We start from the raw sequence: 26099 nt of genomic DNA, 5'->3' as shown, positions 1-26099 counted from the left end.
TCCCGGGGGATCGCCCCTGCCCGCGTTCCGGCCTTGACTGGGGAGTCGTCGGACAGGAGGGCAGGGACGTGACAGTGGAGAACCAGTACGGCGGAGGGCGGGACCACGCGGTGACCGGACTGGGGCAGGACCCGTCCGCACTGGGGGCCTTCTGCCGCCGGCTCCGGGAGAAGCGGGGGCTGGACTTCGCCGACTACGGGGAGCTGCACCGCTGGTCGGTGACCGACCTGCCCGGCTTCTGGTCCGCCGTGCAGCAGTACCTCGGCGTACCGTTCCGCACCGCCTACCGGGACGTACTGGAGGAGGAACGGATGCCGGGGGCCCGCTGGTTCCCCGGCGTCCGCACCAACTACGCCGACGGACTGCTCGCGGACGGCGATCCGCGGGAACCGGCACTGATCACCGTCCGCGAGGACGGCACCGCCGCACCCCTGCCCCTCGGCGAGTTCCGCCGCCAAGTGGCCTCGTTGGCACGCTCGTTGAACTCTCTGGGAGTCGGCGTGGGCGACCGGGTGGCCGGCTGCCTCCCCAACGGCGCCGAGGCGGCGGTCGCCTTCTACGCGGCCGCGAGCATCGGCGCCGTCTGGGCCTCGGTCGGCGCGGACCACGGGCCGGACGCGGCGGCGGCCCGGCTCGCCCCGCTGGCGCCGAAGGTGCTCATCGCCGTCGACGGTTACCGTCACGCCGGTGTCGACCGGGACCGCGGGCCGGCCGTGGCGGCACTGCGGGAGGCGGTCGGCCCCGCGCACACGGTCCTCGTGCCCCGGCTGCGCCCGACGGTGCCGCCGGACTGTCTCGACTGGCGGGAGCTGACCGCGGGCGAGGCCGCCCTGGAACCCGTGGCCGTGCCGTTCGACCACCCGCTGTGGGTGCTGTTCTCCTCCGGCACCACCGGCGCCCCCAAGGGCCTCGTGCACAGCCACGGCGGCGTCCAGCTGGAGATGTACAAGACCCTGAAGCTGCACTGGGACCTCGGCCCCGGCAGCCGGGTGCTGTGGGCGACCTCCCCGAGCTGGGTGATCTGGAACCTGCTGGTCTCCGCGCCGCTGGTGGGGGCCACCGCCGTGCTGTACGAGGGCAGCCCGACGTTCCCGGACACCGCGGGACTGTGGCGGGCCGCCTCCGCGCACCGGGTCACCCACTTCGGGACCAGCCCGGGCTTCCTCGCCGCCTGCGAGCGCGCGGGCATCGTGCCGGGCCGGCTGTGCGACCTGTCCGCCCTGCGGCAGATCATCGCGACCGGCTCGCCCGTCCCGGCCTCGGCCCACGCGTGGGTCACCGCCCGCGTCGGACGCCATGTGCCCCTCGTCGTGATCAGCGGCGGCACCGACGTCGTGGGCGCCCTCGTCGGCGGTGCGCCGACCGTACCCGTGGTCCCCGGGGAGATCTCGGCGCCCTGCCTGGGCGTCGCCGTCGAGGCGTGGGACCCGCACGGGCGGCGCCTGGTGAACGAGATGGGGGAACTCGTCGTGACCCGCCCGATGCCCAGCATGCCCGTCGCACTGTGGGGCGACGACTCCGGGGAGCGGCACCGGCAGGCGTACTTCGCCCCCTACCCCGGCACCTGGCGGCACGGCGACTGGATCACGCGCACCGAGCGGAACACGGTCGTGGTCCACGGCCGGTCCGACGCCACCCTCAACCGCAACGGCGTCCGGATGGGCAGCGCGGACATCTACGCGGCCGTCGAGGACCTGCCGGAGATCCTCGAAGCGCTCGTCGTCGGAGCCGAACTGCCCGACGGCGGCTACTGGATGCCCCTCTTCGTCGCTCTCCGCGAGGGCGCCGAACTCGACGACGGCCTGCGCGACCGCGTCCGCCGGGCGATCCGGCGCCGGGCCTCGCCGCGCCACGTGCCCGACGAGATCCTCGCGGTGCCGGCCGTCCCGCACACCAGGACCGGCAAGAAACTGGAGGTCCCGGTCAAACGGATCCTCATGGGCGCCGACCCCGGCACCGTCGTCGCCCCCGCCGCCGTGGACGACCCGGAGGCGCTGGAGTTCTTCGTGCGGCTGGCGGAGCACCGGGCGCCACGCGGGTGACGCCCGGCCGGCGGCGCGCACCGGCCGTTCCCGAGGTCCGCCGACGGGCCACGGGACCGGCCGGCTGCTCTACGGTGACCGGTGGCGGGGCGGCAGGTTCCCAAGGGGGCAACGACATGACACGGCACACCTTCCTGCGCCTGCTGGCCGACGGGGCACCCGCCCTCGCCTACGAGGACGCCCTGCGCGCCGCCCTCGCCGCCCCCGGAGCCGACGGGGAGGCACTGCGGGAGGAGTACCGTCTCGCGCTGCGGCTGCGCGACCGGTTCGACGCCCAGCAGGCCGCCCACACCGCCCAGCGGGCCCGCCACGCCTCCGAGCGGGCCCTGCTGGCCTCCGCCACCGAGCTGGCGGAGGCCGCCGGCGGCGTCGACACGGTGCTGGCCTCCGTCGTCACCCGCGCCCGGCGGCTGCTCGACTGCGACCTCGCCTACCTCAGCCTCAACGACGCCGCCCGCCCGGAGACCCACGTCCGGGTCATGGCCGGGGCCACGACCGGCGACTGGAGGGGCGTACGGATTCCCTTCGGCACGGGCATCGGCGGCAGGGTCGCCGAGTCGGCCGCGCCCCTCGCCACGCCCGACTACTTCCACGACGAGCGCCTCGACCACGACGCCGCCGTGGACGGCTCCGCGCGGGCCGAACGCCAGGTGGCGATCCTCGGCGTCCCCCTGATGCACCGGGGCGACGTCACGGGTGTCCTTTACGCGTCCAACCGGAGCGCCGGTGCCTTCCCGCCGGAGGCGGTGCTGCTGCTGGCCTCCTTCGCCGCCCCGGCCGCCGCCGCGATCGCGCGCGCCCGGTCTTCGGACGAGTGGGAACAGGCCCTGCAGGAGGCCCGCGGCGCCCACACCGCGCTGGAAGAGCGTGCTCGCGCCACCGCGCGCGAACTGGCCGCCCACGACCACGGCATGGACCTCGTCCTGCGGGGCGGGGGACTGCGGGAGGTCGTCGACGGCGCCCGCTCCTTCCTCGGCGGCCACCTGGCCGTCGTCGACGAACGGGGCACCCCGCTGGCGTGGACCGACGGCACTTCCGAGGACCGGCTGCACTCGATGATCCGGGCGGCGGGGCCTCCGCACGCGGACGCGGCGCGCGGCACCGGGACCGACGGCTGCCGGGTGACGGCCCTGGGCACGGACGAGGGCCCCCTCGGCGCCCTGGTCTGGGCCCCCGCCGGCGACACCACCGCCGCCGACCTCCGTCTGCTGGAGCGCACGGCGGCGGTGGCGGCGCTGCTGCGGCGGTTCGCCCGGAACCTCGCCGCGGCGGAGGCACGCGTGCGCGGCGACCTCCTCGACGACCTGCTCAGCGGCTCCGCCCGGGCCGGCGCCGCACTGGACGCGCGCGCCCGGCGCCTCGGCCACCGGCCGCACGAACCGCACGCGGTCCTCGTCGCCCACGTCCCCGCCCGCCGGCTGCCGCCGCTCACCGCGGCCACGGCCGAACTGGCGGCCGCGCGCGGGGGTCTGGCCACCGTCCGGGACGGCCTCGCCGTGCTCACCCTGCCCTCGACGGACGCGGCCTCAACCGGCAGGCAGCTCGCCGGTGCGCTGTCCCTCCGGCTCGGCACCCCGGTCACCGTGGGCGCCGCCGGACCCGTCGCGGACCCCGCCGATCTCCCGGACGCCTACCGCGAGGCCCTGGCCTGCGCCCGGGCGCTGCTGCGACTGGACCGCGCCGGGGAGTCGGCGACCGTCCGCGACCTCGGCTACACCGGCCTGCTGCTCGGCGACACCACCACGGCCGACGGCTTCGTCGACCGCACGCTCGGGCCGCTCCTGCGCCACGACGCACAGCGCGCCACCGAACTGCTCACCACCCTGGAGACGTACTTCGCCACGGGCCGCAGCCCCGCCCGCAGCGCGGACCTCCTGCACGTGCACCCGAACACGGTCACCCAACGCCTGGACCGCGTCCGACGCCTCCTCGCCCTCGACTGGTCCGACCCCGACCGCACACTGGACCTCCAACTCGCCCTGCGCCTGCACCGGGTACTGCGGCCCGCCCCGAGGCACGCGGCCGGGGAGGCCCCCGACCGGGCGCCGGGGCTCAGAAGATCGCCAGCGGATTGACCGGGACGCCGGTCAGCCCGTGGATGCGCGGGGGAGCCACCGTGAGCAGGAAGGCGTAGCGGCCCGACTCCGCGCAGACAGCGGCAAGTTCCGTCAGCTCCGCCACGTCGATCAGGGGCATCCCCAGCAACGGCAGCGCGACACGGTGCAGCGGTCCGGGGACGGCGGGGTCCAGCGGCGGCTGCGCGTCGCCCAGGTCACCGGCGTACAGGGACACGCCGCGCCGGTGCATCCACCACACCGCGTCCAGACTGATGCCGGGCATCGGCCGGGCGGGATCGACGGCGTACGCCCACCCGCAGCGCACCACGAGGGCGTCCCCGGACTCCAGTCGTACACCCTGGCGCGCCTCGGCCGCCTCGAGGTCCTCGGCGGTGATTCCGTGCCCCGGGGGCAGCGGGTCCTCGGGGGCCAGGTCGAGCAGGACACCCCGGGTGACGATCCCGGAGGCGAACGCTCCGGTGGACCCGTGCCGCACACCCGCCGGTGTCACGCTCTCCGCCAGGGGGCGCCCCGGGTAGACCCGGCCGTCGCGTACCTGGTGCCCCAGGGCGTCGATGTGGGTCGAGAGCACGTGATGGTTGGTCACCAGCATCACGTCCGCCGTCGCGGGAGCGCCTCCCGTGTACTGCATCACCTGCTGGACCGGTGAGGCGTCCCGGTCCAGGGGCGCGAACGGCCCGCTGAAGAGGGAGGCCGGCCGGATCGGCCGGGCCAGCGACACCGCACGTCCGGTACGCGCCTCCGCGACCCCCCTGGCCCGCACCTCGTCGGTGATCAGGTTGAGCGTACCCAGTTCGTCGTCCGCGCCCCACCGTCCCCAATTGGACGGCAGCTCCTGCTCGTTGACCGCTCCGGCGGCGTTCTGCTCGGTCTGTTCCGTACTCATGGCGGCGAACCCTACTGGACGGCTCCGCCCGCACCGTCACCGACGTGGGCCGCCCGCCCGGCCGGTCGGCCCGCCCCGGCAATCGTCGGGAACCCGGCAGCGGGCGTTCAACTTCGCGCCACTGTACGGCCGTGGCGGGTGAGGAGCGTACGGCCTGCCACAGACAGGTCCTTCACCCACTGGACGGAGCTCCCATGACAGCGGAATCACGTCACCCCGTGCACAGACGCGCGCTGCTGCGCGCGACGGCCGCGCTGCCCGCGGCCGGTGTCGCGGCCGCCGCCCTCGACGTCTCCCCGGCGCGGGCGGACAGCGCCGGCCGGGCGGGCCGGTTCGACAGCGAGAGTCCGCGCTTCACCCTGGCCGTCCTGCCCGACACCCAGTACCTCTTCGACGCCGACAGCGCCGACCCGGCACCGCTGCGCGCGACCTTCCGGCACCTCGTCGGCGAACGGTCGGAACGCAACATCGCCTTCATGACCCACCTCGGCGACGTCACCGAGCACGGCACCGAGGACGAGATCGCACGCGCCGCCGCCACCTTCCGGACCATCCACGGCAAGGTCCCCTACAGCGTCCTCGCGGGCAACCACGACATCAGTTCGAGCACCGACGACCAGCGCGGCGCCTCCGCCTACCTCGCCGCGTTCGGACCCGCGCGCTACGCCTCCATGCCGACCTTCCGCGGCGCCTCGCCCGACGGCTACAACAGCTACCACGTGCTGCGCGCCGCCGGCCGCCAGTGGCTCGTCCTCGCCCTGGACTGGCGGGTCTCGGACAAGGGCCTGAGCTGGGCGCAGGGCGTCCTCGACGCCCACCCGACCCTGCCCGCCGTCCTCACCACGCACGACATCGTCTGGGCGGACGACGACGGCAGGGCCCAGCTGTCGGACAACGGCCGCCGCCTGTGGGACGGGCTGATCCGCGGCAACGACCAGATCTTCCTCGCCCTCGGCGGACACTACTGGCCGCCCGGGCGCACGGTCCTCACCAACGACGCCGACAACGATGTCCACCTCCACATCACCAACTACCAGGACCGCTACTACGGCGGCGCCGGAATGATCCGCACCTACGGCTTCGACCTCGCCCGCGGTGTCATCGACGTCGAGACGTTCGCCCCCTGGCTCCTGACCCGCGACCCCGAGGAACGCAGCCCGCTGGAGGCCGAGAACCTCGAACTCACCGGCCCCGCCGACCGGTTCAGCCTGGACATCGACTTCGGCAAGCGGTTCGCGGGCTTCGCGCCGGTCACCCCCGCGAAGCCCCGGCCGCCCGCCGCGGTGATGCCCCGCGGCACCGTCGCCTACTGGCGCTTCGACACCGCCGGCACCCGCGCCGGGGGCAGGGAGGGCGCCCCGGTGACCGACGGGACCCTCGTGCGCGACCTCACCGGCAACGGCAACGACCTCACCGTGTGCCGGCTGACGGGCGGCGGCCCCGACACCCTGACCTGGTCCGCCGACCACCACCCGGGACAGCCCGCCCACGCCAGCCTCCGCTTCGACGGCGGCAAGGACCCGGACCGCGGGGCCATCCTCACGACCTCGGCGCGGGCGGCCCTCAACAGCGAGAAGTTCCTCCACGGCTACACGATCGAGACGTTCCTCCGGCTGCCCGAGCCCTTCGAGGGCGACCACGCCTGGATGGGCATCCTCAGCTGGGAGGGCCGCAACGGCGACGCCGGCAAGACCACCGGCTGGTCCCCGCTGGAGCCCACGTGCAGCCTCAACCTGTCACCCGAGCGGTTCCTGCAGTTCGTGGTCTATCCGCAGCGCCAGGACGCCGACCCCACGTCGTGGAGCCACGCGCTGCCCGTCGGCCGCTGGATGCACCTCGCCGTCGTCAACGACGGCCGCCGCACCGTCCTGTACGTCGACGGCTCGAGGATCGCCCGCAACCCGACGCAGCCGTCGACCGGCATCGCCACCCTCGGCAAACCCTTCGTCCTCGGCGCCACCCAGTTCGACGAGAGCTACGGCCAGGGCCTGTACGGCTCCCTCGGCGACACCCGCATCGTCAACCGGGCCCTGCCCGTCCGGGACTTCCTCACCCCGTTCGACTGACGCGCGCCTCACCGGGGCGCCGGTCCGGATACTCCAGTTCCGGCACCGGAAGCCCGAGGAAGGGCAGGCGCGCGGCCACCTCGGCCGGGCTCCTGCCCGTCCGGCTCGCCACGGCCAGCAGCTCGCCCGTGCCCCGGTGGCGGCCGCGGAGGTGCTCCAGGGCCTCCGCCAGGTCGAGGTCGGCCGTCTCGACGTGCGGTGAGACCCCGACGTGCCGCCCGAGGCGGGCCAGCCGCTCCCCGACCTCCTGCGGGCTGCGGCCGGTGGCCCGTGCGCAGCGCAGCACGTGCGCGAGCGACGGCGACTGCTCCCAGGTGAGCCAGGGACCGCGGCCGTCGGCGTTCGCGCTGAGCAGGAGGATGTCGTCGTCCTCGTACCCGCCCGGGTCGGGCAGCTCGTGCTCCCAGCGGACGAGTGCCCAGTAACCGAGTTCCCGGCAGCGGTCGTGGACCTCCCGCGGGGTGCGGCCGAGGACCTTGGCGACGAGGAGGACGTGCCCCGGGCCCCAGCCCCGCCCGACCCAGGGTGCGCGGCCGTCGGCGTCGCGGCTCGCGAGCACCGCGTCGTCGGGGTGCGGGGTGAACTCCAGCGTGTGGCCGAGGGCGAGCATCCGCAGTGCGACCTCGTGGCCGCCGATTCCCAGCACGTCGGCCGCGGTCTGGACGTGCCGGGCGGTGACGCCGGTGAGCGGGACGTACGGTGCGCCGCGGCGGGCGTCCTGGAGGATCATCGCGAGGTCACCCGCGTGTGCCGTCTCCGGCAGCCCGGAGGGCACGTCGGAGTACCCCAGCGCGCGCAGCCGACGGGCGGCCTCGGCCGGGGCGACGCCCTGGTCGTGCGCCCGCCGCACCACGTGCGGGACGGGTACGGCCGCGTCGAGCGGGAGCGGGCCGGTGTCGGCGGTGGCGAGGAGGGCGGCCCGCGCGGGTACCGCTTCGGGCAGCGGACCGTCCGGGACGACGATGTCGGTGTAGCCCAGCTCCCGGTAGCGGCCGATGACGTCGCGCGGGCTCGCACCGGAGTCCGCCGCCGCCCGTACGACACGGCCCCACGGCACGGTGTCCGCCAGCAGGGGAGTGTCGCCGTCGCCGTTCTCGCTGATGAGCCGGAGGTCGTCCGCCGTGATGCGCCGGTCGGGTACGTCGGGCACATGGGCGTAGCCGAGCGTCCTCATGCGTGCCGCGACCGCCGCCGCGGTCATGTCCTGCGTGTGGGCCCGGTACAGGACGTGGCCGACCGGGACGGGCTCCGTACGCGTGCGCCAGGGCACGTGTTCGCGCGGCGTGGTCCCGCCGTCGATGAGCTTGACGTCGTCGTACGAGGCCTCCTCGGGCAGTGCCGCCTCCGGCACGGTGAAGCCGAGCGCGCGCAGCCGGCGGGCGACCTGTGCGGGGGCCCTGCCGGTTCTGGCGGCGGCCGCGACGACGTGCGGGAACCAGTGGGGATCCTCCTGGGCGAGCCAGTCCCGCCAACCGCGTTCGAGGAGCTCCACGTCCTCGCTGTCCACGGAACGCGGCAGGGTCCCCCCGGGCAGCAGCCGATGGCCGAACTGACGCAGCCGTGCGACGACCTCGTGGGGGTCGCGGTCCAGTTTCCGGGCGACACGCAGGACGTAGTGGAGGGGTACGGGATCCTCCGGGTGCAGCCGGCGTCCGTCGCCGCCCGGGTCCTCGCCGAGCAGCGTCAGGTCGGCGGCGGTGATCCCCATGACGACGGGGTCGAACCGGTAGCCCAGTTCGGTCATGCGCGTGCGCACCGAGACCACCTCGGACAGCTCCCGCTCGGCGTCCTCGGGTTCGCCGCGCGCGTTGGCGGCCGTCAGGAGGTGGTGGACCGGTACGGGGACGTCGTCGGGGATGAGGCGGTCCTCGAAGCGGGCCAGATACAGGTCCTCGGACGTCAACCGCTCGGGGAAGCTGTCCGGCGCGGGGGCCGGGTGGCCCAGTGCGGCGAGCCGGGCCGCGATCCGGGCGGGCGGCTGCCGCAGCCGGTCGGCCGTCCACAGCACATGGCCCCGCAGGTAGGCGGCGTCCCCCGGGCCGAGCCAGGGCGGGCGGCTGTAGTTGCCGATACTGAGCAGGGGCAGGTCGTCCACGGTGGCCGTGGCCAGCAGCGCGGCGGAGGGCACTTCGTACCCCAGCTCGGCGAGCCGGGCGCCGACCGCACCGGGGGCGAGGCCGCGCTCCGCGGCCGCGTACAGGACGTGGCCCAGCGCCACGGGTTCGCCGGGGTCGAGCCGGGGTTCCTCGGCGTTCAGCCCCCGGCTGGTGAGGTACCGGTCGTGGTCGTCGGGCGCCGGGGTGGGGGTGGGGTCGGGCATGTCGGCCTCTTGGGGGAAGGGGGGCGGACGGAAGTGTCACTCGGAGACGCTGACGTAGCGCTCGCCCTGGTCCGCGCCCCGCTCGTGCGTCTTCTGTTCGGACATGTCCACCCGTACGCCGGCCGGTTCGAGGGCGTCCCAGAGGCGCAGCATCATGGCGTCGTCGAGATAGTTGTCGCGCAGGTCCAGGAAGCGCAGATGGGTCAGCGGCTGCCCGCCGAGCAGAGCGGTGGCGCCCTCCTCGTCGAGCGTGCCCATCGACAGCCGCAGGGACTGAAGCCGCGCCACCACCGGGGCGTGGGCCACGGCGGCCGCGATCTCGTTCTGCGACGGGCTGTTCTGCAGGCCCAGATGGCGCAGGGCGGGCAGCCGCGCACCGCCGAGCAGCGGGGCGAGGTCGTCCGGGGTCACGTCACCGCCGTAGTCCTCCAGGCCCAGCCACAGTTCCAGGTACTCCAGCGCGGGCAGGTCCGAGGCGACGACGTTGCGCACGACCGAGGCGGGCAGGCCGCCGCTCTCGAAACGCAGGGTTCGCAACCCCTCGTGGCGTGTGACGGGGAACGCCAGGTTCTGGCTGCCGCGCACGCCGAGTTCCCGCAGCCGGGGGTACGCCTCGAGCAGGGGCGCCAGGTCGGTGTGCTCGATCCAGGAGGTCTCGCACTCCTCCGCGACGACGTCCCCCAGGAACAATGCCTCCAGGGAGGTCAGCCGGGACCGCGACTCGACGAGCTCACGGACGACTTCCGGCCCGTCCTCCTGGCTGAACCAGGGGTGGCCGACGACGAGCGCACGCACCCGCTCCAGCGGCACGGACTCGGCGAAGCGGTCCCAGCAGTCGCCCTGGGCCTCGTCGGTGTCGCACCCCATGCGCCACGCCACCGAGGACACGTCGTCCGGCAGGGGACGCAGATCGTCGGCCAGGAAGGTCCGGACCTCGAGACCGTGGAACGTCTCCAGGTGATCCACGGCATGCGGGTGCCGTGGCACACCGGCCAGCAACTCCATGGCGATCCTTGCACAGTTGACGACTCGCGGCGTCCTTTCTAGCAGCCGGATACGACACCGGGAGCGGCACGGTGGCGATGAACCGTGTCACCCCCGGCGGGCGGCCCCATGTCGTTGACGGCCGCACCGTGCGCGCCTACCTTGCCCTCACCGTCGCGGCAGCCGGCATGTGCCCGCCGCGGTGGTTGCGCGGGAGAGGGGAGCGGGGCGATGAGGGCAGTGCTCCAGGAGCGGTTCGGGCCGCCGGACATCCTGCGGCTGGGAGAGACCGACCGGCCCCGGCCCGGCGCCGGCGAGGTACTGATCCGGGTGCACTGCGCCGCGGTCAACCCCTACGACTGGCACATGCTGCGCGGAGACCCCTATGCCGCCCGCCTGCTGGGCGGGATGGGACTGCGCCGCCCCAAGTGCCCGGTGGCCGGCATCGACGCCGCCGGGGTGGTGGAGGCGGTCGGCGCCGGGGTGGACGGGCTCAGGACCGGCACCGCGGTGCTCGGCTTCTGCCGGGGCACGTTCGCCGAGTACGCGTGCGCCCCGGCGCAGTGGGTGGTGCCCAAGCCCGAACGCCTGTCCTTCCCCGAGGCCGCGGCCGTGCCGATGGCGGCGGTGACCGCGCTGCGCGGCATCCGGACGGTGGGCCGGGTACGGGCCGGACACCGGGTGCTGGTCAACGGCGCGGGCGGCGGCGTCGGCACCTTCGCCGTGCAGCTCGCGGCCGGCCTGGACGCGGAGGTCACCGGGGTGTGCGGGGCCGGCAGCGCGGCACTGGTGCGCACACTGGGCGCGGCCCACGTCCTCGACCACGCCCGTGAGGACTTCACCGACGGCTCCGTCCGCTACGACGTCATCCTGGACAACGTGGGCAACTACTCGCCGGTCCGGTTGCGCCGGGTCCTCACCCCGACCGGGACCCTGGTGGCCAACGGCGGTGGCTCGCCCGGCCGGGTGTTCGGGGCGATCGGCAGCATGCTGAAGGTCACCGCGGTCGCCGCGACCGGCCGGCAGCGGCTGCGGCCGATCGTCCCCGCGACCCCGGACGGCCCGGTCCACGAGGACCTGCTCGCCGTGACCGCGCTCATCGAGGCGGGCCGGGTCGCGCCCGTGGTCGGCCGCACCTACTCCCTGGCCGACGCCGCCGAGGCCGTGCGCCACGTGGAGGCGGGGCACGCCCGCGGGAAGACCGTGCTCACCGTGCGCTGACGTGAGCATGGGGCTGGGGCCGGGACGCCGGCCCACACACGGCCATGCCCGCTTCCACCGACCGCGGGGGCGTTGTCAGTGGTGGCCCCTAGTCTTCCGCGCATGACTCACGACGCACAGACGTACGCCTATTTACGGCCCTCCGCGGTCCGCCCCGCGGCGGAGGGCGGCACGCTCAGCCTGGAGACCTCCGGCGGGACGACACCGGCGGGGCGGCAGGCCCATCCGCGGTTCTTCCACGGGTTCCTGACCCGGCCCCAGATCGCGGCGGCCGGCCTGCTGTGCGTCGCGGACGTCGCCGCCGCCCGCTACCACCAGCCGCTGGACCCCGCCTGGCGGGACCCGGTGGTCACGGGGAACGGGGACCGGCTGCGGTTCGAGTCGTTCTCCGGCTGCTGCGGCGTCTACGCGCGGCTCGACATGCTGGGCGACGCGCTCGACGGTGACGACGTCGGACACGGCACGACCAACGTCGACGTCAACCTCCCGCTGCGCGAAGCCCTCACCCGCGTCGGCCCCGTCGACCCGCTGCTCATGGAGGTCGGGCCCGACGAACTGACCGTCACCACTTTCGACGGACCCGTGGTGGAGAAGAAGGTGCCCCTGCCCGACCGCTGGCTGCGCGGCTTCGCCGAGACCCAGGTGGTCGCCGCCGGGTTCGAACCCCGCGCCGAACTCTCCGCCGCCGAGGCCGTGCGCTTCCTGCGAGCACTGCCCCGCTCCGGCGCCTCCCGGGCCGCCCGCTGGGTCGTCCCGGCCGGCCGCTCGCTGCGCGCCACCACCCGGCCGGTCCCCGGCGCGGTGTGCCTGCCGGGCCCCGACCGGCTCGCCGCACTGAGCCGGGTGCTCCGCCACGCCACGGGCCTGCGGATCCACGGCCCGGCCGTCACCACCGGCAGCGGCCCCGTGGCGAGCGCGTGGGAGGTGGGCCTGCCCGGAATGCGCCTCACCCTCACCCTGTCCCCGGACCCGGCGCGGGGCTTCTCCGGCGAGGGTGGCGTCCTGGAGGCGCTGGCCACGGAGGAGTCCGCCGAGGACGCCGAACTGGTGTCGGTGCTCCTCGCCTGGGACCCCGCCGTCGACGTCGCGGACCTCGCCGCGCAGAGCGGCCTCACCCCGCAGCGTGTCCGGGCGGCACTCACCCGCCTCGGCACCGCCGGGCGCATCGGCTACGACGTGACGGAGGCCGCGTACTTCCACCGCGAACTGCCGTACGACACCGGGCGAGCCGAGCGCCACAACCCCCGACTGCGCGCCGCCCGCGCCCTGGTCGAGGCGGGCGCGGTGCGCCTGGACGGCGAGCTGGCCACGGTCACCGTCGACGACCACGTCCACCGCGTCAGAGCCGCCGAGGGGCGGCTGACCTGCACCTGCCGCTGGTGGGCCGCGTACCGCGGCGGCCGCGGACCGTGCAAGCACGCCCTGGCCGTCCGCCTCGTCCGCCGCTCGGCAGGGGCGGGCACGACCGCCACCGCACCCGGCACCGCCGCTGCCGCCCACCCCGACACCACCACCCCTTCCCACGGAGCCGTCTGATGCGCGGGACCCCCAGGTACGACATTCCCGACGAGGTCACCGAGGCCCCGTACGAACTGCTGCACGCCGTGCGCGAGGGCCGCGCCGAGGCGGTGCCCAAGCTGTCCGAGGCGCTCACCGTCGCCGAGCGGCGCACCTGTCTGCCGGTGCTGAAGTCCTGGCGCTCGTCCCTGCGGAGGGACTGGGCCAACGGGCACTCGAACATACGCGTGGCCCTGCTGGCGGCCGGTGCGGCGTGCTCCACCGGCGCGGCCGCCGCCGCCCAGTGGCTCGCCTCCAACGAGCTGCGCTGGGCCATGCGGGACCCCACCCCGGTCGTGGAGACGCTGGCCGACCGCGACCCCGAGTGGCTGGGCCAGGTCGCGCACCGGCTGGCCGGGCGCCGCACCGTCGCGCGGGAGGAGTACCCGCTGATCTCCCGGCTGGTGAGCGCCGCGAACTGCGCGCCGCCCACGACCGACGGCTTCGTCCTCGGCTGGGAGGAGGCCTGCAGCGGGGTCGCCGGCGAGCCGGTCGGGGAGACACTGCGGAAGAACCCCTTCCTGACGGTCATGATCCCGCGGCTCTTCGAGGTGCCGCAGGCCGGCTCGCACCTCCAGGACAGCTGGGAGCACGACCCCGGCTGGGCCGCGGCGCTCGCCGGGTTCGCCCGGGAGGGTCTGCTCAGCCGGGAGGCGCTGCTCGACGGCTGCCTCTCCCGGCTCTCCCGCGAGACCCGGCTCGGCCTCGTCAAGGGCTTCCTCGCCCTGCTGACCGCCCTCGACCCGACCGAGGACGAGCAGGCGGCGCACACCCCGACCTGGGTGCGGATGGTGCCCGACGCCCACGGCCTGGTGGTGGCCCGGGCCCAGGAGACGCTGGCCGGGCTGGACGCCGCGGGCCGACTGGAGGCCGAGTACCTGATCGAGGCCTCGGAAGCCGCCCTGACCCGGCCCGAGAAGAAGATCGTGCGGGCCCAGCTCACCCTGCTGGACAAGGCGGTCAAGCGTGGCGGCCCGGACACGGACGCGTTGCTGCGCGCTGCCGCCGTCGCCTTCGGCCACGAGGAGCACAGCCTCCAGGAACGGGCGCTCGCCCTGGTCGTGCGCCACCGCAAGCGCGCGAGCGACGCCGTCCTGGCCGAACTCGCCCAGAGCGCCGGGCAGCTCGGACCCGATCTGCGCGCACGCGCGGCCGACGCGCTCGGGGAGGTCCTCCCCGACGAGGGCGCCGGCACCCCGCCCGACGAGGGGGACGGACTGCCGCCCGTGCCGGAACCCGAACGCCTCGCGCCCGTACCGCCCACCGCCGCAGAACTCGCGGAGGAGGTCGGTGTCCTGATGCACGGCACCGACGAGGCACCCGGGCAGGCGGAACGGGTGCTCAACGGCCTCGTCGTGCACGCCCACGCCGACCTGCCCGGCCTGCGCGCCGCCCTCCAGCCGGTCGTGGGACCGCTGTTGGAGAACTGGATCACGGACTACCGTTCCCTGGGCTGGTACTGGCGGAACTTCGTCGTCATCGCGTTCATGGGCGGTGTTCCCCAGGAGGAGCTGGACGGCATCCGCCGACTGGCCCTCGACCCCAGCAGCACGCACTCGGCCGGCGCCTCCGTCCTCGCCGTCCGCGTGGCCGAGATCGCGACCCGGCTGCACGGCGACCCCCTGCCCTTCCTGCTGGCCACCCCCACCTGGACCACGGGCACCCTCGACCCCGCGGAACTGGTGGAGCGGCTCGCCGCCTACGAGCGCTCCGGCACCGAACCCGGCCCGGCCGACCTCGACCAGGCCCTGCTGCGCCTGGACCGCGCGATACCGCCCGACGCGGTGACGGCCGCCGCGAAGCTCACGTCCCCGGCCGGACGCCGGCTCGCCGCCCGCCTCGCCGAGGGCGCGCTGCCCGACCCGGCCGCCTCCCGCGAGAGGGAGCGGCTCAGGCTGCGGAACCCCCTGCCCGGCGTGCTGGTCCGCACGGAGGCCGTCGCCGGACGCGAGGACTTCTCCGAGCCGTTCCGTTCCCTGCTCGGCGCGCACGACCCCTTCGACAGCCCGGACACGGGCAGACACATGGAGTGCACCCCGGAGTCGCTGGCGCTCCTGCCCCAGCACCGGGAGGTCGTCGCGGCCCGGATGCTGGTCACCTTCGCCGCCCACGCCGACTGGAACCGGACCGGCGACGGCGCGCCCGTGCTGCCCGCACTGGCCGAGTCGGGGGGACCGGCCGGGCCCGCCACCCACCTCCTCGTGGCGTACGGCCTGGGCGCACGGCGGGCCGACGAGCAGTTGTACGCAGTGGACGCGCTGCTTCTCCTGGCCGCCCGCGGCGCGCTCGACGCGGCGCGGCTCGGCGGGGACATCGCCGAACTGACCGGCCTGCGGCGGCTCACACTCCAGCGGGTCGTGAGCGCCCTGCGGGAGGTCGCACGCGCCGGCGCGTACGCCACGGTGTGGGCGGTGCTGTCGGCCGCCCTCCCCGCCCTGCTCCAGGGCGGGGCACCGCACGCCCTGCCCGCCGCGCTCATCCTCGCGGCCGACTGCGCCGAAGGCTGCGGGGCCCGCGGGACCCTCCCCCCGGAGATCGACGCGCTGGCGGCCCGCACGGGCTCGTCCCAGACGGTGAAACAGGCGCGGCGCATCAAGAACGCGCTGGAGAGGACGGCATGAGCCCGTAGCACCCCGGGCGTGCCCCGAGCGGCCTCAGCGGCGCGCGGGGCCGGGTCCGGCTGCGGACGGCTTCTCGCGGCGGGTGCCGTACCAGTCCAGGACCAGGACGGTGGCGTCGTCGCCCAGCTGCCCGTGGCAGGCGTCCAGGACCGCGGTCGTCAGAGCGCGGACGGCCTCCCGCGGGTGCAGGGGGCGGGTGTCGCGGACGAGTGAGGCCAGGTCGACGGCCGCGGCACCGCGGTCCTGCATGCCGTCGGTGAGCAGGACCAGCCGGTCCCCGGGGCGCAGCTCCAGTTCCTGCACCCGGTACGGAGTGGGCGCCGCCACCCCGAACGGCAGGTTGACGGCGAGGGAGACCTCCTCGACGACGCCGTCGCGCACCCGCAGCGGCCAGGGGTGCCCGGCGTTGACCAGCTCGCAGGCACCCGTTCCGAGGTCGACGCACAGCAGTTGACCCGTGGCCAGGCCACGGGCGTGGCGCAGCAGGGCCTGGTGGGCCTCCCGGGCCTGTCTGAGCGCGTCGCAACCACTGCGGCGCGCCCGGCGCAGCGCACCCACCAGCAGGGTGGCCAGCAGCGCGGAGTCCGTGTCGTGCCCCATGGCGTCGGTGATGGAAAGGTGCAGCGTGTCACGGTCGAGGGTGTAGTCGTAGGTGTCGCCGCCGATGTCGTCGGCCGGGACGAGCCCCGCCGCCAGGGTGAACTGGGCGGCCTCGCAGCAGGAGGCCGAGGGGAGGAGCTGGTGCTGGATCTCCGCGGCCAGACTGGTCCGGGTGGTCCGCCGGCCCAGGTGGTAGAGATCGGTGAAGCGGCGGTCCGTGACGACGATGTACGCCAGCACGTGCGCCGCTTCGGCGATCTGCTCCAGCGTGGCCTCGTCGGCGTGCTGGAGGGTCACCTCCAGTACGCCGAGGCAGTCGCCCCGATTGGTGACGGGCGTGATGACACGCTGTCCGCCCTGGTCCTCCGGTTCCACGTACTGGTGCTGGCTGCGCAGGACCTCGTCGTAGACACTGCCCCGCAACGCGAGGGGCTCGGCGCGGTCGGTGCCGTCGTCGACGCCCGCGGACAGCCGCACCAGTTGCTGGCCGACCAGGTCGGCGTACAGAAAGGAAACGCGCTCCGCCCCGAACCTCTTCTGCAGGTCGCGTGCCACCACGTCGACGGACTCTCCCGGAGGCGCTGCCTCCGCGGCGGTGAGAAGCTCACCCAGTTCGACATCCGCACTCTCCACGGCAACCTCCCATCGGCTGCCGTTCCTTCTGCCCCCGCTTTCTCCGAGGCCACCTGGCACGACCCGTTACGACCGGTCCTGAACGGGTATGGCGTTTTCTGTCACGGGTGGCACGGACGAGATCGTTTCCGGGCGCGACAGGGACGCCGGCATGACGGAGTTCCGCCCCGTGGCGGAGCTCCGCCCTGGGACGGAGCTCCGCACGCGTGTCGCCGGTGACGGTCAGCCGCAGAAGCCCGCGAAGCTCTCGTACGCGTCGTCGATCTGCCCCCGCACGGTGACGCACTCGCCGCGCCCCGGGACGTAGACGGGGCCCGCGTACGTCGTGTAGGCGCCCGAGTCCGAGGCGCTGACCTGGGTGTGGTCGGTCTGGTACACCTTCGCCTGCATGTACACGGGCGCGCCCTTCCGCGCCCGCACGGTCACGGCGCAGTTCTCTCCGGTCCGCCCGTTCCAGGTGAGGTAGACGGTGCCGAGCTCGCCGATGTCGTAGCCGTGCAGGACGCTGTACCCGGAGCCGCAGGCCCCGTTGTACGCGGCCGCGTAGGCCCCCTGCGCGGTGGCGGAGGCCGGTGCCGCGAAGACGGCGGCCGAGGCCACCGTCGCGGCGGCGACGGCGGTGACGGTGGCGGCTCGATGCATGCGCTTCATGATGTTCCCCCTGGGGAGGGACCGTACGGCCCCTCCGTCGCATTGGTCGCCCTGCCGGGCGGGCCGCGGGTTGTTCCCGCACCCGCCCAGTTGGACCGGCGGCCCGGCCGAAGGGTTGGTGACGGAGATGTCACCGTTCTGTCACCGCTCACCTTCGGTCCGTTGCCGCCCGTCGGCGCGCCCGCCCGGCGACGGTCACAGCGCCGAGCGGAACGCGCGGCCCTCCGCCGTCAGGGCGGAGCCCGAACGGAACAGCGTGGTCCCCGGCCCCGTCTCGTCCGTGCCGAGGCCGAACCAGGCGTAACGCTTCAGATAGGGCAGCCCGGCCAGCATCTTCGTGGCCGAGGTGAGGAACGCCGCCTGCTCGGCGTCCGTGGGATAGCGGGTGCCCCGGGAGAAGTCGATGAGGGCGAACTCGGTGAGCCAGATCGGCTTGTGATAGCGCGCGTACACCGCGCTCAGATAACCGCGCAGCTGCTCCACGGCCGCCTCGGTGCGGAAGTCGCCGCCGTACCAGTGCAGTGCGATGAAGTCCACGCGGTACCCCCGCTGCTTCGCGCCGCTCATGAAGCGGTCCAGCCAGCCGCCGGCCCGGTCGCCGCCGTAGGCCACCGCGGGGCTGCCGAGCGTGGCGCCCGTCGACTGCAACCTGGGCCACAGGTCCAGCGCCTGGTCGACGGTCATGTTCGACTGGGCGCTCATGTCGGGTTCGTTGAAGCCGAGCAGATAGGGACCGGCCGCCTTCGCCTCCGACAGCGCCTGCGCGGTGACGCTCTTGGCACCCCAGATCATCGGTACGAAGTCGGCACCGCCGGAGGCCGCGATGCCGGGGTGCGCGGTCGACCACGTGTAGTACCAGCCGGCCCCGGAACGGCTCAGCGCATCGGACATGCCGGGGAAGGACCAGACGCCGACACCCTTGCGGGGCGAGGAGACCACCGGATCGGCGGCGGGCGCGGCGGCCTCGTTGCCGGGCGCCCGCGACGCCCGTGCCGTACCGGCCGACGCCGACGGCTTCGACTCCTTCTCCTTCTTTTCCTTCCGCTTCTTCTTCGCCGACGGGCTGGGGGAGGGCGAGAGGCTCGTCGGCGTACCGGCGCTCGTCCCCGCGCTGCCCGCCGTCGGCGCGCCCGCCGGGGCCGCGGCCGTACGGTCGGCGCCCTGGTAGTGCACCAGGGCGAAGGCGCCGAGGACGACCGTCGCCGTCGCGACCGCCGCCGTGACCGTGCGGGCGTGCCCGGCGCGGCCCGGCGTACGGCGCCGGGCCGCGGCCCATCCGGCGGCGTGCGCGCCCCGGGTACGCGGACCCGCGCTCCCGGGCGCCCCCGCCTCCGTGCCGCCGGCCGACGGCACCACCGGCGCGATCGTCGCCCACACCGCCTGCTGGAGTCCGGCGGGCGGCACGACCAGCGGGAGCCCCATGAGCAGCCGGCCCACGGGAACCAGCCGCTCCTGCCGCGCACCGCAGTGCGCGCAGCCCCGGGCATGGCGCGCGATCCGCTTGCGCCACAGGGGACTCGGCACCGCGTCCCACCCCTGGATCAGCTCGGACAGCTCCGGGCACGCCGGCCGCGCGGCGAGCACCCGGACCACCGTCCTGGCCACGTCGAGCTGCTCCTTGAGCCGCTGGACGCGCACGGCCGTGTGCTTGCCGGACAGGCCGAGCGCCTCGCACACCTCCGCCCGCTCCAGCTCCCCGGTCTCCTCCAGCCACCACAGCGACAGCAGTTCCCGCTGGTCCTCGTCCAGCCAGCGCGTCGCCTCCGCCACCTCCCGCCGGTCGCTGTCGAGTTGCAGCCGCAGCACGGTCAGGGACGCGAAGTCGGACGCGGGGTCGGCGAACCGCGCGGCCAGCTCGACGGGTTCGCGGGTCTCCCGGTCCTGTGCGCGGCCCCGTATCCAGTCCCGTATCTGCCGCACGGTGATGGCCACCATCCACGATCGGTACGACGAGGGGTTCTCCAGCCGGTCCAGGCCGCGCACCACACGCAGCAGCGTCTCCTGCACGACGTCGTCGACGTCCTGGCCCCCGCCCAGCGCACGGCCGACGATGTTGTAGACCAGCGGCAGGGACTGCGCCACCAACCCCTCGACGGCCTGCGGATCGCCCGCACAGGCGGCGGACACCAGCCCGGTGCCGGGATCGCTCCCGTGGTCTGTACGCATGAACCGTCTCTCCCTCGTCTCACATCCGCAGGGCATTCTTACCGCCCACTGTCGGAGACGGGGGCCGGCGGGAAGGACAACAGAAATCCGCGCACGGATCGGCCGTTGTCCACAGGGGTGCCCGGCGGTGGGCGCGAGGGGCGAAGATGGAACCGTTCATCGGGCTGTGAGTGGGTGCGGGGTGGGAACGTGACGGACGTACGGACCGGACCGGCCGGGGGAGAGGACGCCGCGGTCTCCGGCGCGCCCGCCGACGAGCATGTGCCCGCCGACGAGCACGGCGCGCCTTCCGACGAGCACGGCGCGGCGGAGGCACCGGCGGGCCGGCGGCGTGGGTGGATCGGCCGGGTGCTGGTACTGCTCGCCGTGCTGACCTCGCTGTTCTTCCTGCCGTGGTGGGTACTGCTGGCGTCGGGCACCGGGTGGCCGGCCCCGGTCGTCGCCGGCGGCGCGATCCTGTGCGGGGCCGCCGAGTTGGCGCTCCCGGTGGCGATGGTCCTGGGCCACGGCGGGCGTCAGCTCGACGGGGCGGCCCGTACGGCCGACACCACCCTCGGCGTGGTCTGGGTCCTGTTCGTGTGGTCCGCCCTCGGCGGTGTGCTGCGGATCGTCCTGGCCGTCGCGGGGGCCGGGGGACAGGAGACGGCCAGGGCGGTGTCCGTCACGGTCGCGGTCGTCGCCGCGGCCCTTCTGACGTGGGGTTACGTGGAGGCCATGCGGGTGCCCCGCATCCGGCGGGTGGAGGTGACGATCCCCCGGCTGGGCCCCGGCCTCGATGGGACCCGCGTGGTCGTCCTCGCCGACACCCACTACGGGCCCATCGACCGGGCCCGCTGGTCGGCGCGGGTCGCCGACGCCGTCAACGCCCTGGAGCCCGACATCGTCTGCCACGCGGGCGACATCGCCGACGGCACGATCGCCCGGCGCCGGGAGCAGGTCGCGCCCCTGGGCACCGTCCGGGCCCGGCTGGCCAGGGTCTACGTCACGGGCAACCACGAATACCACGGGGAGGCGCAGGGCTGGCTGGACCTGATGACCGGGCTCGGCTGGGAGGCGCTGCACAACCGCCATCTGACCGTCGAACGCGGTGGCGACCGGCTCGTCCTCGCGGGCGTGGACGACCGCACCGCCGCCTCCTCCGGACTGACCGGGCACAGCGCCGACCACGACACCGCGCTCGCGGGCGCCGACCCCGGCCTGCCGGTGCTGCTCGTCGCCCACCAGCCCAAGCAGGTGACACAGGCCGTGGCCTCCGGCGTCGACCTCCAGGTCTCCGGCCACACCCACGGCGGGCAGATATGGCCCTTCCACTACCTGGTACGGCTCGACCAGCCCGTGGTGCGGGGGCTGAGCCGCCACGGCGACCGGACCCAGCTGTACACCAGCCGGGGCGCGGGCTACTGGGGGCCGCCGTTCCGGATCTTCGCACCGAGCGAGATCAGCCTGCTGGTGCTGCGGTCGCCCGCGTGAGGCCCGCCTCCGCGTCCTGAGGCGCGTTCACGTCCCCCACCCAGTCGGCCAGCGCGGTCTTCCGCTCGGCCTCCCGTTCGTCCGGGTCGCCGGTGCGGGAGGCCCAGGCGAGGTGACCGTCGGGGCGCACCAGGACCTCGTGGACCCCGTGCAGGTCGGCGTGGTCGTCGTGCGCCGTCGCGTGCACGGCGGTGACGTGCGGGTGCGTCTCCCGGACGGGCCGGTGCTGCCCGTCGCCCGTGAGCTCGATCCGTACGAAGCGGCCCGGGACGAGGAGTTCATGGACGCGGGTGGTCCCCGACTCCGCCGTGGTCAGCGCGATGTCCGGCATCCGGCGGCCCACCAGCGGGTCGGCTCCCGGGGGCGGCGCGTACACCGTGCCGATCGCGGAGGTACGGTCGGCGAGGAGGCGGTTGACCTCCTCGATGCCGAGGAGTTCGTCGAACAGTGAGCGCAGGGCCGTGCCGGCCCGGCGGTACTCCGGTACCAGCGACAGCTCGACGAGCAGCGTCTGCACCACCGTGTTCTCGGTGACCGCACGGCCGACCGGCCGGCGCTCGGCGTCGTAGCTGTCCAGCAGCCCCGGGCCGGACCGGCCGCCGATCTCGGCGGCCAGCTTCCAGCCCAGGTTCATCGCGTCCTGCAGCCCGGTGTTGAGGCCCTGCCCGGCCGCCGGGAAGTGGATGTGCGCGGCGTCTCCCGCCACCAGGACACGGCCCTGGCGGTAGCGGTCGGCCAGGCGGGTGGCGTTGCCGAAGCGGGACAGCCAGCGCGGGTCGGCGATGCCGTGGTCGTGGCCGCAGAGCCGGAGCAGTGCGGCCCGGAACTCCTCGAGGGTGACCGGCTCGCCGGACGGCACGCGCATACGGGCGGGGTCGATGCAGACGACGCGGGTCAGCCCGCCCTCCAGCGGGACCGCGAGGATGCCGGCCGCCTCGGCCGCCGCGCGTGCCTCGGGCGGGGCGTCGTACACCGCGAAGTCGCCGAGCATGCCCGTGAGGGACTCGTCGGTGCCGGGGAAGCCGATGCCGGCGGCCTGCCGCACGGTGCTGCGTCCGCCGTCGCATCCCACGACGTACAGCGCCCGTGCGGTCGTGTCCCGGCCCGCGTCGTCACGGAGTTCGAGGCGGACTCCTGTCGCGTCCTGGGTGAGGCCCCGTACCTCGCAGCCGCGGTCGATCCGGACGCCCAGCTCCCGGGCCCGCTGCTCCAGCAGGGCCTCCGTGCGGAGCTGGGGCAGGAACAGGGTGTACCCGTGGCGGGTGTCCAGCGCCCGGAAGTCCAGCCGGGTGCGCAGGGTCGCGAAGTGCCAGCCCGGCACGGTGCTGCCCGCGGCGAGGAAGCGCGGGGCGAGCCCGCGCATGTCCAGCACCTCCATGCTGCGCGGGTGCAGCGTCAGGGCCCGGGAATGCGGTGACGGCTCCCGGCGCCGCTCCACGATGCGGGTCCGTATGCCCGCCAGGGCCAGTTCGCTGCCGAGCATCAGACCGGTCGGCCCGGCGCCGACGACGATCACTTCTGCTTCCGTCATGGCATGTCTCCTTTAGTGAACGTTGTTCACGTGAACGGCGTTCACTATAGTGAGGGTCATGTCTTCGATGTCAACCGCGGGCCGGGGCCGGCCCGCACGGCTCGACCGGGCCTCGACCGTCGCCACCGCGCTGGAACTGCTCGACGAGGTCGGACTCGAGGCGCTGACGATGCGCCGCCTGGCCGACCGGCTGGGCGTCCAGGCGGGCGCGCTCTACCGGCACTTCACGACCAAGCAGGACCTGCTGACGGCCATGGCCGAGCGCATGCTGCGACCACTGGCCGAACCACTGCCGGAACCGGACGGGGCCGCCGACGGGGCCGCCGACGGGGCCGCCGACTGGGCCGCCCGGCTGACCGCGCTGGCCCACACCATGCGCCGCGCCCTGCTCGCCCGCCGAGACGGCGCCCGGGTCTTCGGCGGCACCCACACCACCGGCCCCCACACCCTGGCCTTCGCCGAAACCGCCCTCGGCGCGCTGCGCGAGGCCGGCTTCCGCGACGAGGACGCGGCCCGCGCCTTCCTGACCCTCGTCAACTACGTCCTCGGCCACACCCTGGAGGAACAGGCCGCGCTCTCCGACGCCCCCGAGGACACCGGAGCGGTCGGACGCCTACGTGACGCCACGACACCCGGAGCGCACCCCCACCTCACGGCCGCACTCCCCGCCCTGACCAGCCCGGACTTCGACACCCACTTCGCCTTCGGCCTCCACGTCCTCGTCGGAGGCCTGCGCCATCTGTGATGCTCCTGCCTCAGCCCTTCCTCAGCTCCTCGGCGAGCATCACGATGATGCCGCTGGGGCCGCGGACGTAGGTGAGCTTGTAGATGTCCTCGTAGGTCGCCACGCCGCGGAGCGGATGGCAGCCGTGCCTCGCGGCCGTCTCGAGGGCCGCGTCGATGTCGTCGACGGAGAAGGCGACACGGTGCATGCCGATCTCGTTGGGACGTGTGGGCTCCGACTCGATCGCCTCGGGATGGAGGTACTCGAAGAGTTCGAGGCGACCGTGACCGTCCGGGGTCTGGAGCATCGCGATCCTGGCATGGTTGCCGTCGAGGCCGACGGCGGTGTCGGTCCACTCCCCACTGACCGTGTCCCGGCCGAGGACGGTCAGACCGAGGTCTGTGAAGAAGGAGATCGCCGCTTCGAGGTCACGGACGGCGATACCGACGTTCTCGAGTCTGATGCCCATGGACCGCATGCTAGTGACCGGGCCGTGCCCTCGCCGGACACTCCGGGCGAGGACACGGCCCGTGATTACCGTGGGGGGCTGCCAGTAGTCTGCCGCCGTGGCTCAGGCATTGACGAACGTTCCCGCGCACGGCGCACCTGCTGCACGGCGAACCCGGATGGCACGACGTCGCCTGGACGTCGTGACGTCGCCGGGGAGAACACCCACGTCCGCAGGCTCCTCGCGGGCATGTTCGGCCTGACGGTGATGGCGGCGGCCGTGCACGGCGTCCAGGAGGGGCAGAAGGGCACGGCGTTCGCCATCGCCTACACCGCCACGCGCTTCCTCGGCGGCAGTGCCTTCAGTACCAGCGCGAGCGCTTGAGCCTGCGGCAGGCCCTGCTCGTCGAGGCCGGCCGGTACCCGGCAGGGGAGGGCACGGTGACCGTCGCCCGCACCGACACCGAGCATCTGGCCGAACGGCTCGGCCTGTTCGCCATCATCGTGCTGGGCGAGGGTGTCATCCAGCTCGTCGAGGCCGGTTCCGAGGCCGGGTGGGACGAGCACTTCTTCGCCGTGATGCGGAACACGTCGACGGCCGGCTCCCGGAGCAGGCGGCCTGGCCGCTGGTATCCGCGTCGGGCGCCTACCTCCTCGTCGCCACCGCGCTGACCCCCTTCGCGCGCCCCGGCGGCCTCGGCCACTCCGCCACCCCCGGCGTGACGCCCGTCCATCCGCCCGGCCGTCAGCGCAGCGGCACGTCGACCCGCACCGGCCCGACCGGGGCCCGCTCCCCGGGCGTCACAACGAGCGTGCCGTCGATGACCTCGGTGCGCGCACCCGTGGCGGCGGAGAGGTCCAGGGCGTCACCGTTCGCGTCGAGGGGGACGCGGGTGCCTGTCGGGGCGTCGAGGAAGGCGTGGGCGTGGGTTTCCGTGCGGGTCCAGCGGACCCAGGGCTCGTCGTGGGGGCGGGCCACGGCCGTGCCGAGGGGGCGGGAGGCGAAGACCGCGTCGGCGTGGACGCGGTTCCAGACGCCGAGTGCCTCAAGGGTGCTGCGCTGGACCGGGGGGACCTCGCCGGAGGCGGTGAGGCCGATGTTGAGCAGCAGGTTGCCGCCGCGTGAGACGACGTCCAGGAAGTGGCGGATCGCCTCGGGGCCGCTCAGTGAGTGGGACTCGTCCTCCAGTCGGTTGTGGCCGAAGGAGAAGCCGACGCCCCGGCAGTTCTCCCAGGCGCCGTCGCCCTCGCTCGCACGGTCGTGCGCGTACTCGCTGGTGCGGAAGTCCCAATGCGTCTCCCCCCAGCGGTCGTTGACCACCCCGTCCGGGCGGGTGGCGTAGAAGCGGCGGAAGAGTTCGACGAGGCTCTTGCCGCCCTCTGCCTTGCCCGCGTCGGGGTACTCGATGTCGCCCCACAGCAGGTCCGGCCGGTACCTCTCGATGAGGTCGGCGACGTGGTCGAAGGCGTAGTCGGCGTAGGCCCGGTCCTGGGGGCGCACGGAGTCGTCGATGTGACGGACGAGGGGCGGGGCCGGGGCGAAGTGCCAGTCGAGGCCGCCGGAGTAGTACACGCCGAAGCGGATGCCCCGGCGCGCGGCGGCCTCGCGGAACTCGCCGACCAGATCGCGCCCGGGGCCCCGGCGGACGGTGTTGCGGTCGCCGGTCCCGGGGGCGTCCCAGAGGGTGACACCGTCGTGGTGCTTGGTGGTGGGCACGAAGTAGCGGGCACCGGTGGCGGCGACGAGGTCCATGACGGCGTCGGCGTCGAACGCCTCCGCCCGCCAGGCGTCGAGGAACGTGTCGTAGTCGGCCCCGCCGTAGGTCTCCTGGTGGTGCCGGCGGGCCGGACTGCCGTCGATGCGGATGGTGTTGGCGTACCACTCGGCGTAAGGGTTGCGCCGGAACCACTCCTCCTCGTCCTCGACGCTGCCGAACACCCCGAAGGGCTCGGCCCAGGCCGGCACGGAGTACGGACCCCAGTGGACGAAGACGCCGAGCTTGGCGTCCCGGAACCAGGCCGGGGTCTCCCGGGCGAACTGCCGATAGAGCGGTGGGCGTTCGGACATGGCCATGGCGGGGATCCCTTCCGTGACACGTACC

General features: G+C 74.4%; 19 protein-coding genes. 10 read left to right on the top strand and 9 right to left on the bottom strand.

What is annotated here, in order from left to right; genetic code table 11:
* Positions 1–68 precede the first annotated feature (68 nt).
* Positions 69–2042 carry an acetoacetate--CoA ligase gene (locus OIE12_RS00745; RefSeq protein WP_329130562.1) on the top strand — a complete coding sequence of 658 codons (1974 nt, stop codon included), beginning with the start codon at positions 69–71 and terminating at the stop codon, positions 2040–2042.
* 116 nt (positions 2043–2158) lie between these two features.
* Positions 2159–4117 carry a helix-turn-helix domain-containing protein gene (locus OIE12_RS00740; protein ID WP_329130559.1) on the top strand — a complete coding sequence of 653 codons (1959 nt, stop codon included), beginning with the start codon at positions 2159–2161 and terminating at the stop codon, positions 4115–4117.
* Here OIE12_RS00740 and OIE12_RS00735 read toward each other — a convergent pair.
* Entirely contained in the window at positions 4095–5006 is a 912-nt protein-coding gene (locus OIE12_RS00735) for a cyclase family protein (RefSeq protein WP_329130557.1), read from the bottom strand. The two genes, OIE12_RS00740 and OIE12_RS00735, sit on opposite strands and share 23 nt — an antisense overlap.
* Positions 5007–5200: 194 nt before the next feature.
* Between OIE12_RS00735 and OIE12_RS00730 the strand changes: the two genes are divergently transcribed.
* Positions 5201–7072 carry a LamG-like jellyroll fold domain-containing protein gene (locus tag OIE12_RS00730; RefSeq protein WP_329130555.1) on the top strand — a complete coding sequence of 624 codons (1872 nt, stop codon included), beginning with the start codon at positions 5201–5203 and terminating at the stop codon, positions 7070–7072.
* On the opposite strand, the gene OIE12_RS00725 is transcribed toward OIE12_RS00730, so the two are convergent.
* A complete protein-coding gene (locus tag OIE12_RS00725) occupies positions 7056–9392 on the bottom strand; it encodes a wHTH domain-containing protein (protein WP_329130553.1) in 2337 nt (778 codons plus the stop codon). The genes OIE12_RS00730 and OIE12_RS00725 overlap by 17 nt on opposite strands.
* 36 nt (positions 9393–9428) lie before the next feature.
* Positions 9429–10397 carry an STM4015 family protein gene (locus tag OIE12_RS00720; RefSeq protein ID WP_329130551.1) on the bottom strand — a complete coding sequence of 323 codons (969 nt, stop codon included), beginning with the start codon at positions 10395–10397 and terminating at the stop codon, positions 9429–9431.
* Between the two features lie 210 nt (positions 10398–10607).
* Between OIE12_RS00720 and OIE12_RS00715 the strand changes: the two genes are divergently transcribed.
* The 3 genes from OIE12_RS00715 (at position 10608) to OIE12_RS00705 (ending at position 15775) form a co-directional block, all read left to right on the top strand.
* The gene (locus tag OIE12_RS00715) at positions 10608–11597 is read left to right on the top strand and encodes an NAD(P)-dependent alcohol dehydrogenase (protein WP_329130549.1); all 990 of its coding nucleotides are present in this window, start codon (positions 10608–10610) and stop codon (positions 11595–11597) included.
* Between the two features lie 102 nt (positions 11598–11699).
* A complete protein-coding gene (locus OIE12_RS00710) occupies positions 11700–13133 on the top strand; it encodes an SWIM zinc finger family protein (RefSeq protein ID WP_329130547.1) in 1434 nt (477 codons plus the stop codon).
* Positions 13133–15775 carry a DUF6493 family protein gene (locus tag OIE12_RS00705; RefSeq protein ID WP_329130545.1) on the top strand — a complete coding sequence of 881 codons (2643 nt, stop codon included), beginning with the start codon at positions 13133–13135 and terminating at the stop codon, positions 15773–15775. The genes OIE12_RS00710 and OIE12_RS00705 overlap by 1 nt, the downstream gene beginning before the upstream one ends.
* Before the next feature lie 33 nt (positions 15776–15808).
* Here the strand turns inward: OIE12_RS00705 and OIE12_RS00700 are convergent, their stop codons facing one another.
* The 3 genes from OIE12_RS00700 to OIE12_RS00690 all read right to left on the bottom strand — a co-directional run bounded on the left by OIE12_RS00700 (position 15809) and on the right by OIE12_RS00690 (position 19825).
* Positions 15809–17008: a PP2C family protein-serine/threonine phosphatase gene (locus OIE12_RS00700; RefSeq protein ID WP_329130544.1), complete on the bottom strand. Its 1200-nt coding sequence runs from the start codon at positions 17006–17008 to the stop codon at positions 15809–15811.
* Positions 17009–17230: 222 nt separating this feature from the next.
* Positions 17231–17650, bottom strand: coding sequence for a spore-associated protein A (locus OIE12_RS00695; RefSeq protein WP_329130543.1), 420 nt, complete (start codon positions 17648–17650; stop codon positions 17231–17233).
* 204 nt (positions 17651–17854) lie between these two features.
* Entirely contained in the window at positions 17855–19825 is a 1971-nt protein-coding gene (locus OIE12_RS00690) for a sigma-70 family RNA polymerase sigma factor (RefSeq protein WP_329130542.1), read from the bottom strand.
* A gap of 261 nt (positions 19826–20086) precedes the next feature.
* Between OIE12_RS00690 and OIE12_RS00685 the strand changes: the two genes are divergently transcribed.
* Positions 20087–21295, top strand: a complete 1209-nt coding sequence (locus OIE12_RS00685) for a metallophosphoesterase (protein ID WP_443054010.1) — start codon at positions 20087–20089, stop codon at positions 21293–21295.
* Here OIE12_RS00685 and OIE12_RS00680 read toward each other — a convergent pair.
* Positions 21264–22826 carry a monooxygenase gene (locus OIE12_RS00680; protein ID WP_329130541.1) on the bottom strand — a complete coding sequence of 521 codons (1563 nt, stop codon included), beginning with the start codon at positions 22824–22826 and terminating at the stop codon, positions 21264–21266. The two genes, OIE12_RS00685 and OIE12_RS00680, sit on opposite strands and share 32 nt — an antisense overlap.
* Before the next feature lie 58 nt (positions 22827–22884).
* Between OIE12_RS00680 and OIE12_RS00675 the strand changes: the two genes are divergently transcribed.
* Positions 22885–23571 (top strand): TetR/AcrR family transcriptional regulator C-terminal domain-containing protein, encoded by a 687-nt coding sequence (locus OIE12_RS00675; RefSeq protein WP_329130540.1) that lies wholly within the window; start codon positions 22885–22887, stop codon positions 23569–23571.
* A 10-nt stretch (positions 23572–23581) separates the two neighbouring features.
* Here OIE12_RS00675 and OIE12_RS00670 read toward each other — a convergent pair whose 3' ends face one another.
* Positions 23582–24019: a VOC family protein gene (locus OIE12_RS00670; protein WP_030377259.1), complete on the bottom strand. Its 438-nt coding sequence runs from the start codon at positions 24017–24019 to the stop codon at positions 23582–23584.
* Positions 24020–24247: 228 nt separating this feature from the next.
* Between OIE12_RS00670 and OIE12_RS00665 the strand changes: the two genes are divergently transcribed.
* Positions 24248–24382, top strand: a complete 135-nt coding sequence (locus OIE12_RS00665) for a hypothetical protein (protein ID WP_329130536.1) — start codon at positions 24248–24250, stop codon at positions 24380–24382.
* The gene (locus OIE12_RS00660; RefSeq protein WP_329130534.1) at positions 24379–24669 is read left to right on the top strand and encodes a low temperature requirement protein A; all 291 of its coding nucleotides are present in this window, start codon (positions 24379–24381) and stop codon (positions 24667–24669) included. Before OIE12_RS00665 ends, OIE12_RS00660 begins: the two co-directional genes overlap by 4 nt.
* Positions 24670–24742: 73 nt before the next feature.
* Here the strand turns inward: OIE12_RS00660 and OIE12_RS00655 are convergent, their stop codons facing one another.
* The gene (locus tag OIE12_RS00655; RefSeq protein WP_329130532.1) at positions 24743–26071 is read right to left on the bottom strand and encodes an alpha-L-fucosidase; all 1329 of its coding nucleotides are present in this window, start codon (positions 26069–26071) and stop codon (positions 24743–24745) included.
* Between the last annotated feature and the right edge of the window lie 28 nt (positions 26072–26099).

Source organism: Streptomyces sp. NBC_00670 (genome assembly GCF_036226765.1).
Taxonomy (GTDB): domain Bacteria; phylum Actinomycetota; class Actinomycetes; order Streptomycetales; family Streptomycetaceae; genus Streptomyces.
Note: the sequence above shows the minus strand (reverse complement) of the source record. Positions and strands in the feature narration are given on the sequence as shown.

What these genes read in the sequence shown, in the direction of transcription:
- OIE12_RS00695 (WP_329130543.1), bottom strand. Translation starts at nt 17,650, where the DNA reads ATGCATCGAGCCGCCACCGTCACCGCCGTCGCCGCCGCGACGGTGGCC.
- OIE12_RS00720 (WP_329130551.1), bottom strand. Translation starts at nt 10,397, where the DNA reads ATGGAGTTGCTGGCCGGTGTGCCACGGCACCCGCATGCCGTGGATCAC.
- OIE12_RS00730 (WP_329130555.1), top strand. Translation starts at nt 5,201, where the DNA reads ATGACAGCGGAATCACGTCACCCCGTGCACAGACGCGCGCTGCTGCGC.
- OIE12_RS00705 (WP_329130545.1), top strand. Translation starts at nt 13,133, where the DNA reads ATGCGCGGGACCCCCAGGTACGACATTCCCGACGAGGTCACCGAGGCC.
- OIE12_RS00740 (WP_329130559.1), top strand. Translation starts at nt 2,159, where the DNA reads ATGACACGGCACACCTTCCTGCGCCTGCTGGCCGACGGGGCACCCGCC.
- OIE12_RS00710 (WP_329130547.1), top strand. Translation starts at nt 11,700, where the DNA reads ATGACTCACGACGCACAGACGTACGCCTATTTACGGCCCTCCGCGGTC.
- OIE12_RS00725 (WP_329130553.1), bottom strand. Translation starts at nt 9,392, where the DNA reads ATGCCCGACCCCACCCCCACCCCGGCGCCCGACGACCACGACCGGTAC.
- OIE12_RS00735 (WP_329130557.1), bottom strand. Translation starts at nt 5,006, where the DNA reads ATGAGTACGGAACAGACCGAGCAGAACGCCGCCGGAGCGGTCAACGAG.
- OIE12_RS00675 (WP_329130540.1), top strand. Translation starts at nt 22,885, where the DNA reads ATGTCTTCGATGTCAACCGCGGGCCGGGGCCGGCCCGCACGGCTCGAC.
- OIE12_RS00670 (WP_030377259.1), bottom strand. Translation starts at nt 24,019, where the DNA reads ATGGGCATCAGACTCGAGAACGTCGGTATCGCCGTCCGTGACCTCGAA.
- OIE12_RS00690 (WP_329130542.1), bottom strand. Translation starts at nt 19,825, where the DNA reads ATGCGTACAGACCACGGGAGCGATCCCGGCACCGGGCTGGTGTCCGCC.
- OIE12_RS00715 (WP_329130549.1), top strand. Translation starts at nt 10,608, where the DNA reads ATGAGGGCAGTGCTCCAGGAGCGGTTCGGGCCGCCGGACATCCTGCGG.
- OIE12_RS00680 (WP_329130541.1), bottom strand. Translation starts at nt 22,826, where the DNA reads ATGACGGAAGCAGAAGTGATCGTCGTCGGCGCCGGGCCGACCGGTCTG.
- OIE12_RS00655 (WP_329130532.1), bottom strand. Translation starts at nt 26,071, where the DNA reads ATGGCCATGTCCGAACGCCCACCGCTCTATCGGCAGTTCGCCCGGGAG.
- OIE12_RS00665 (WP_329130536.1), top strand. Translation starts at nt 24,248, where the DNA reads ATGTTCGGCCTGACGGTGATGGCGGCGGCCGTGCACGGCGTCCAGGAG.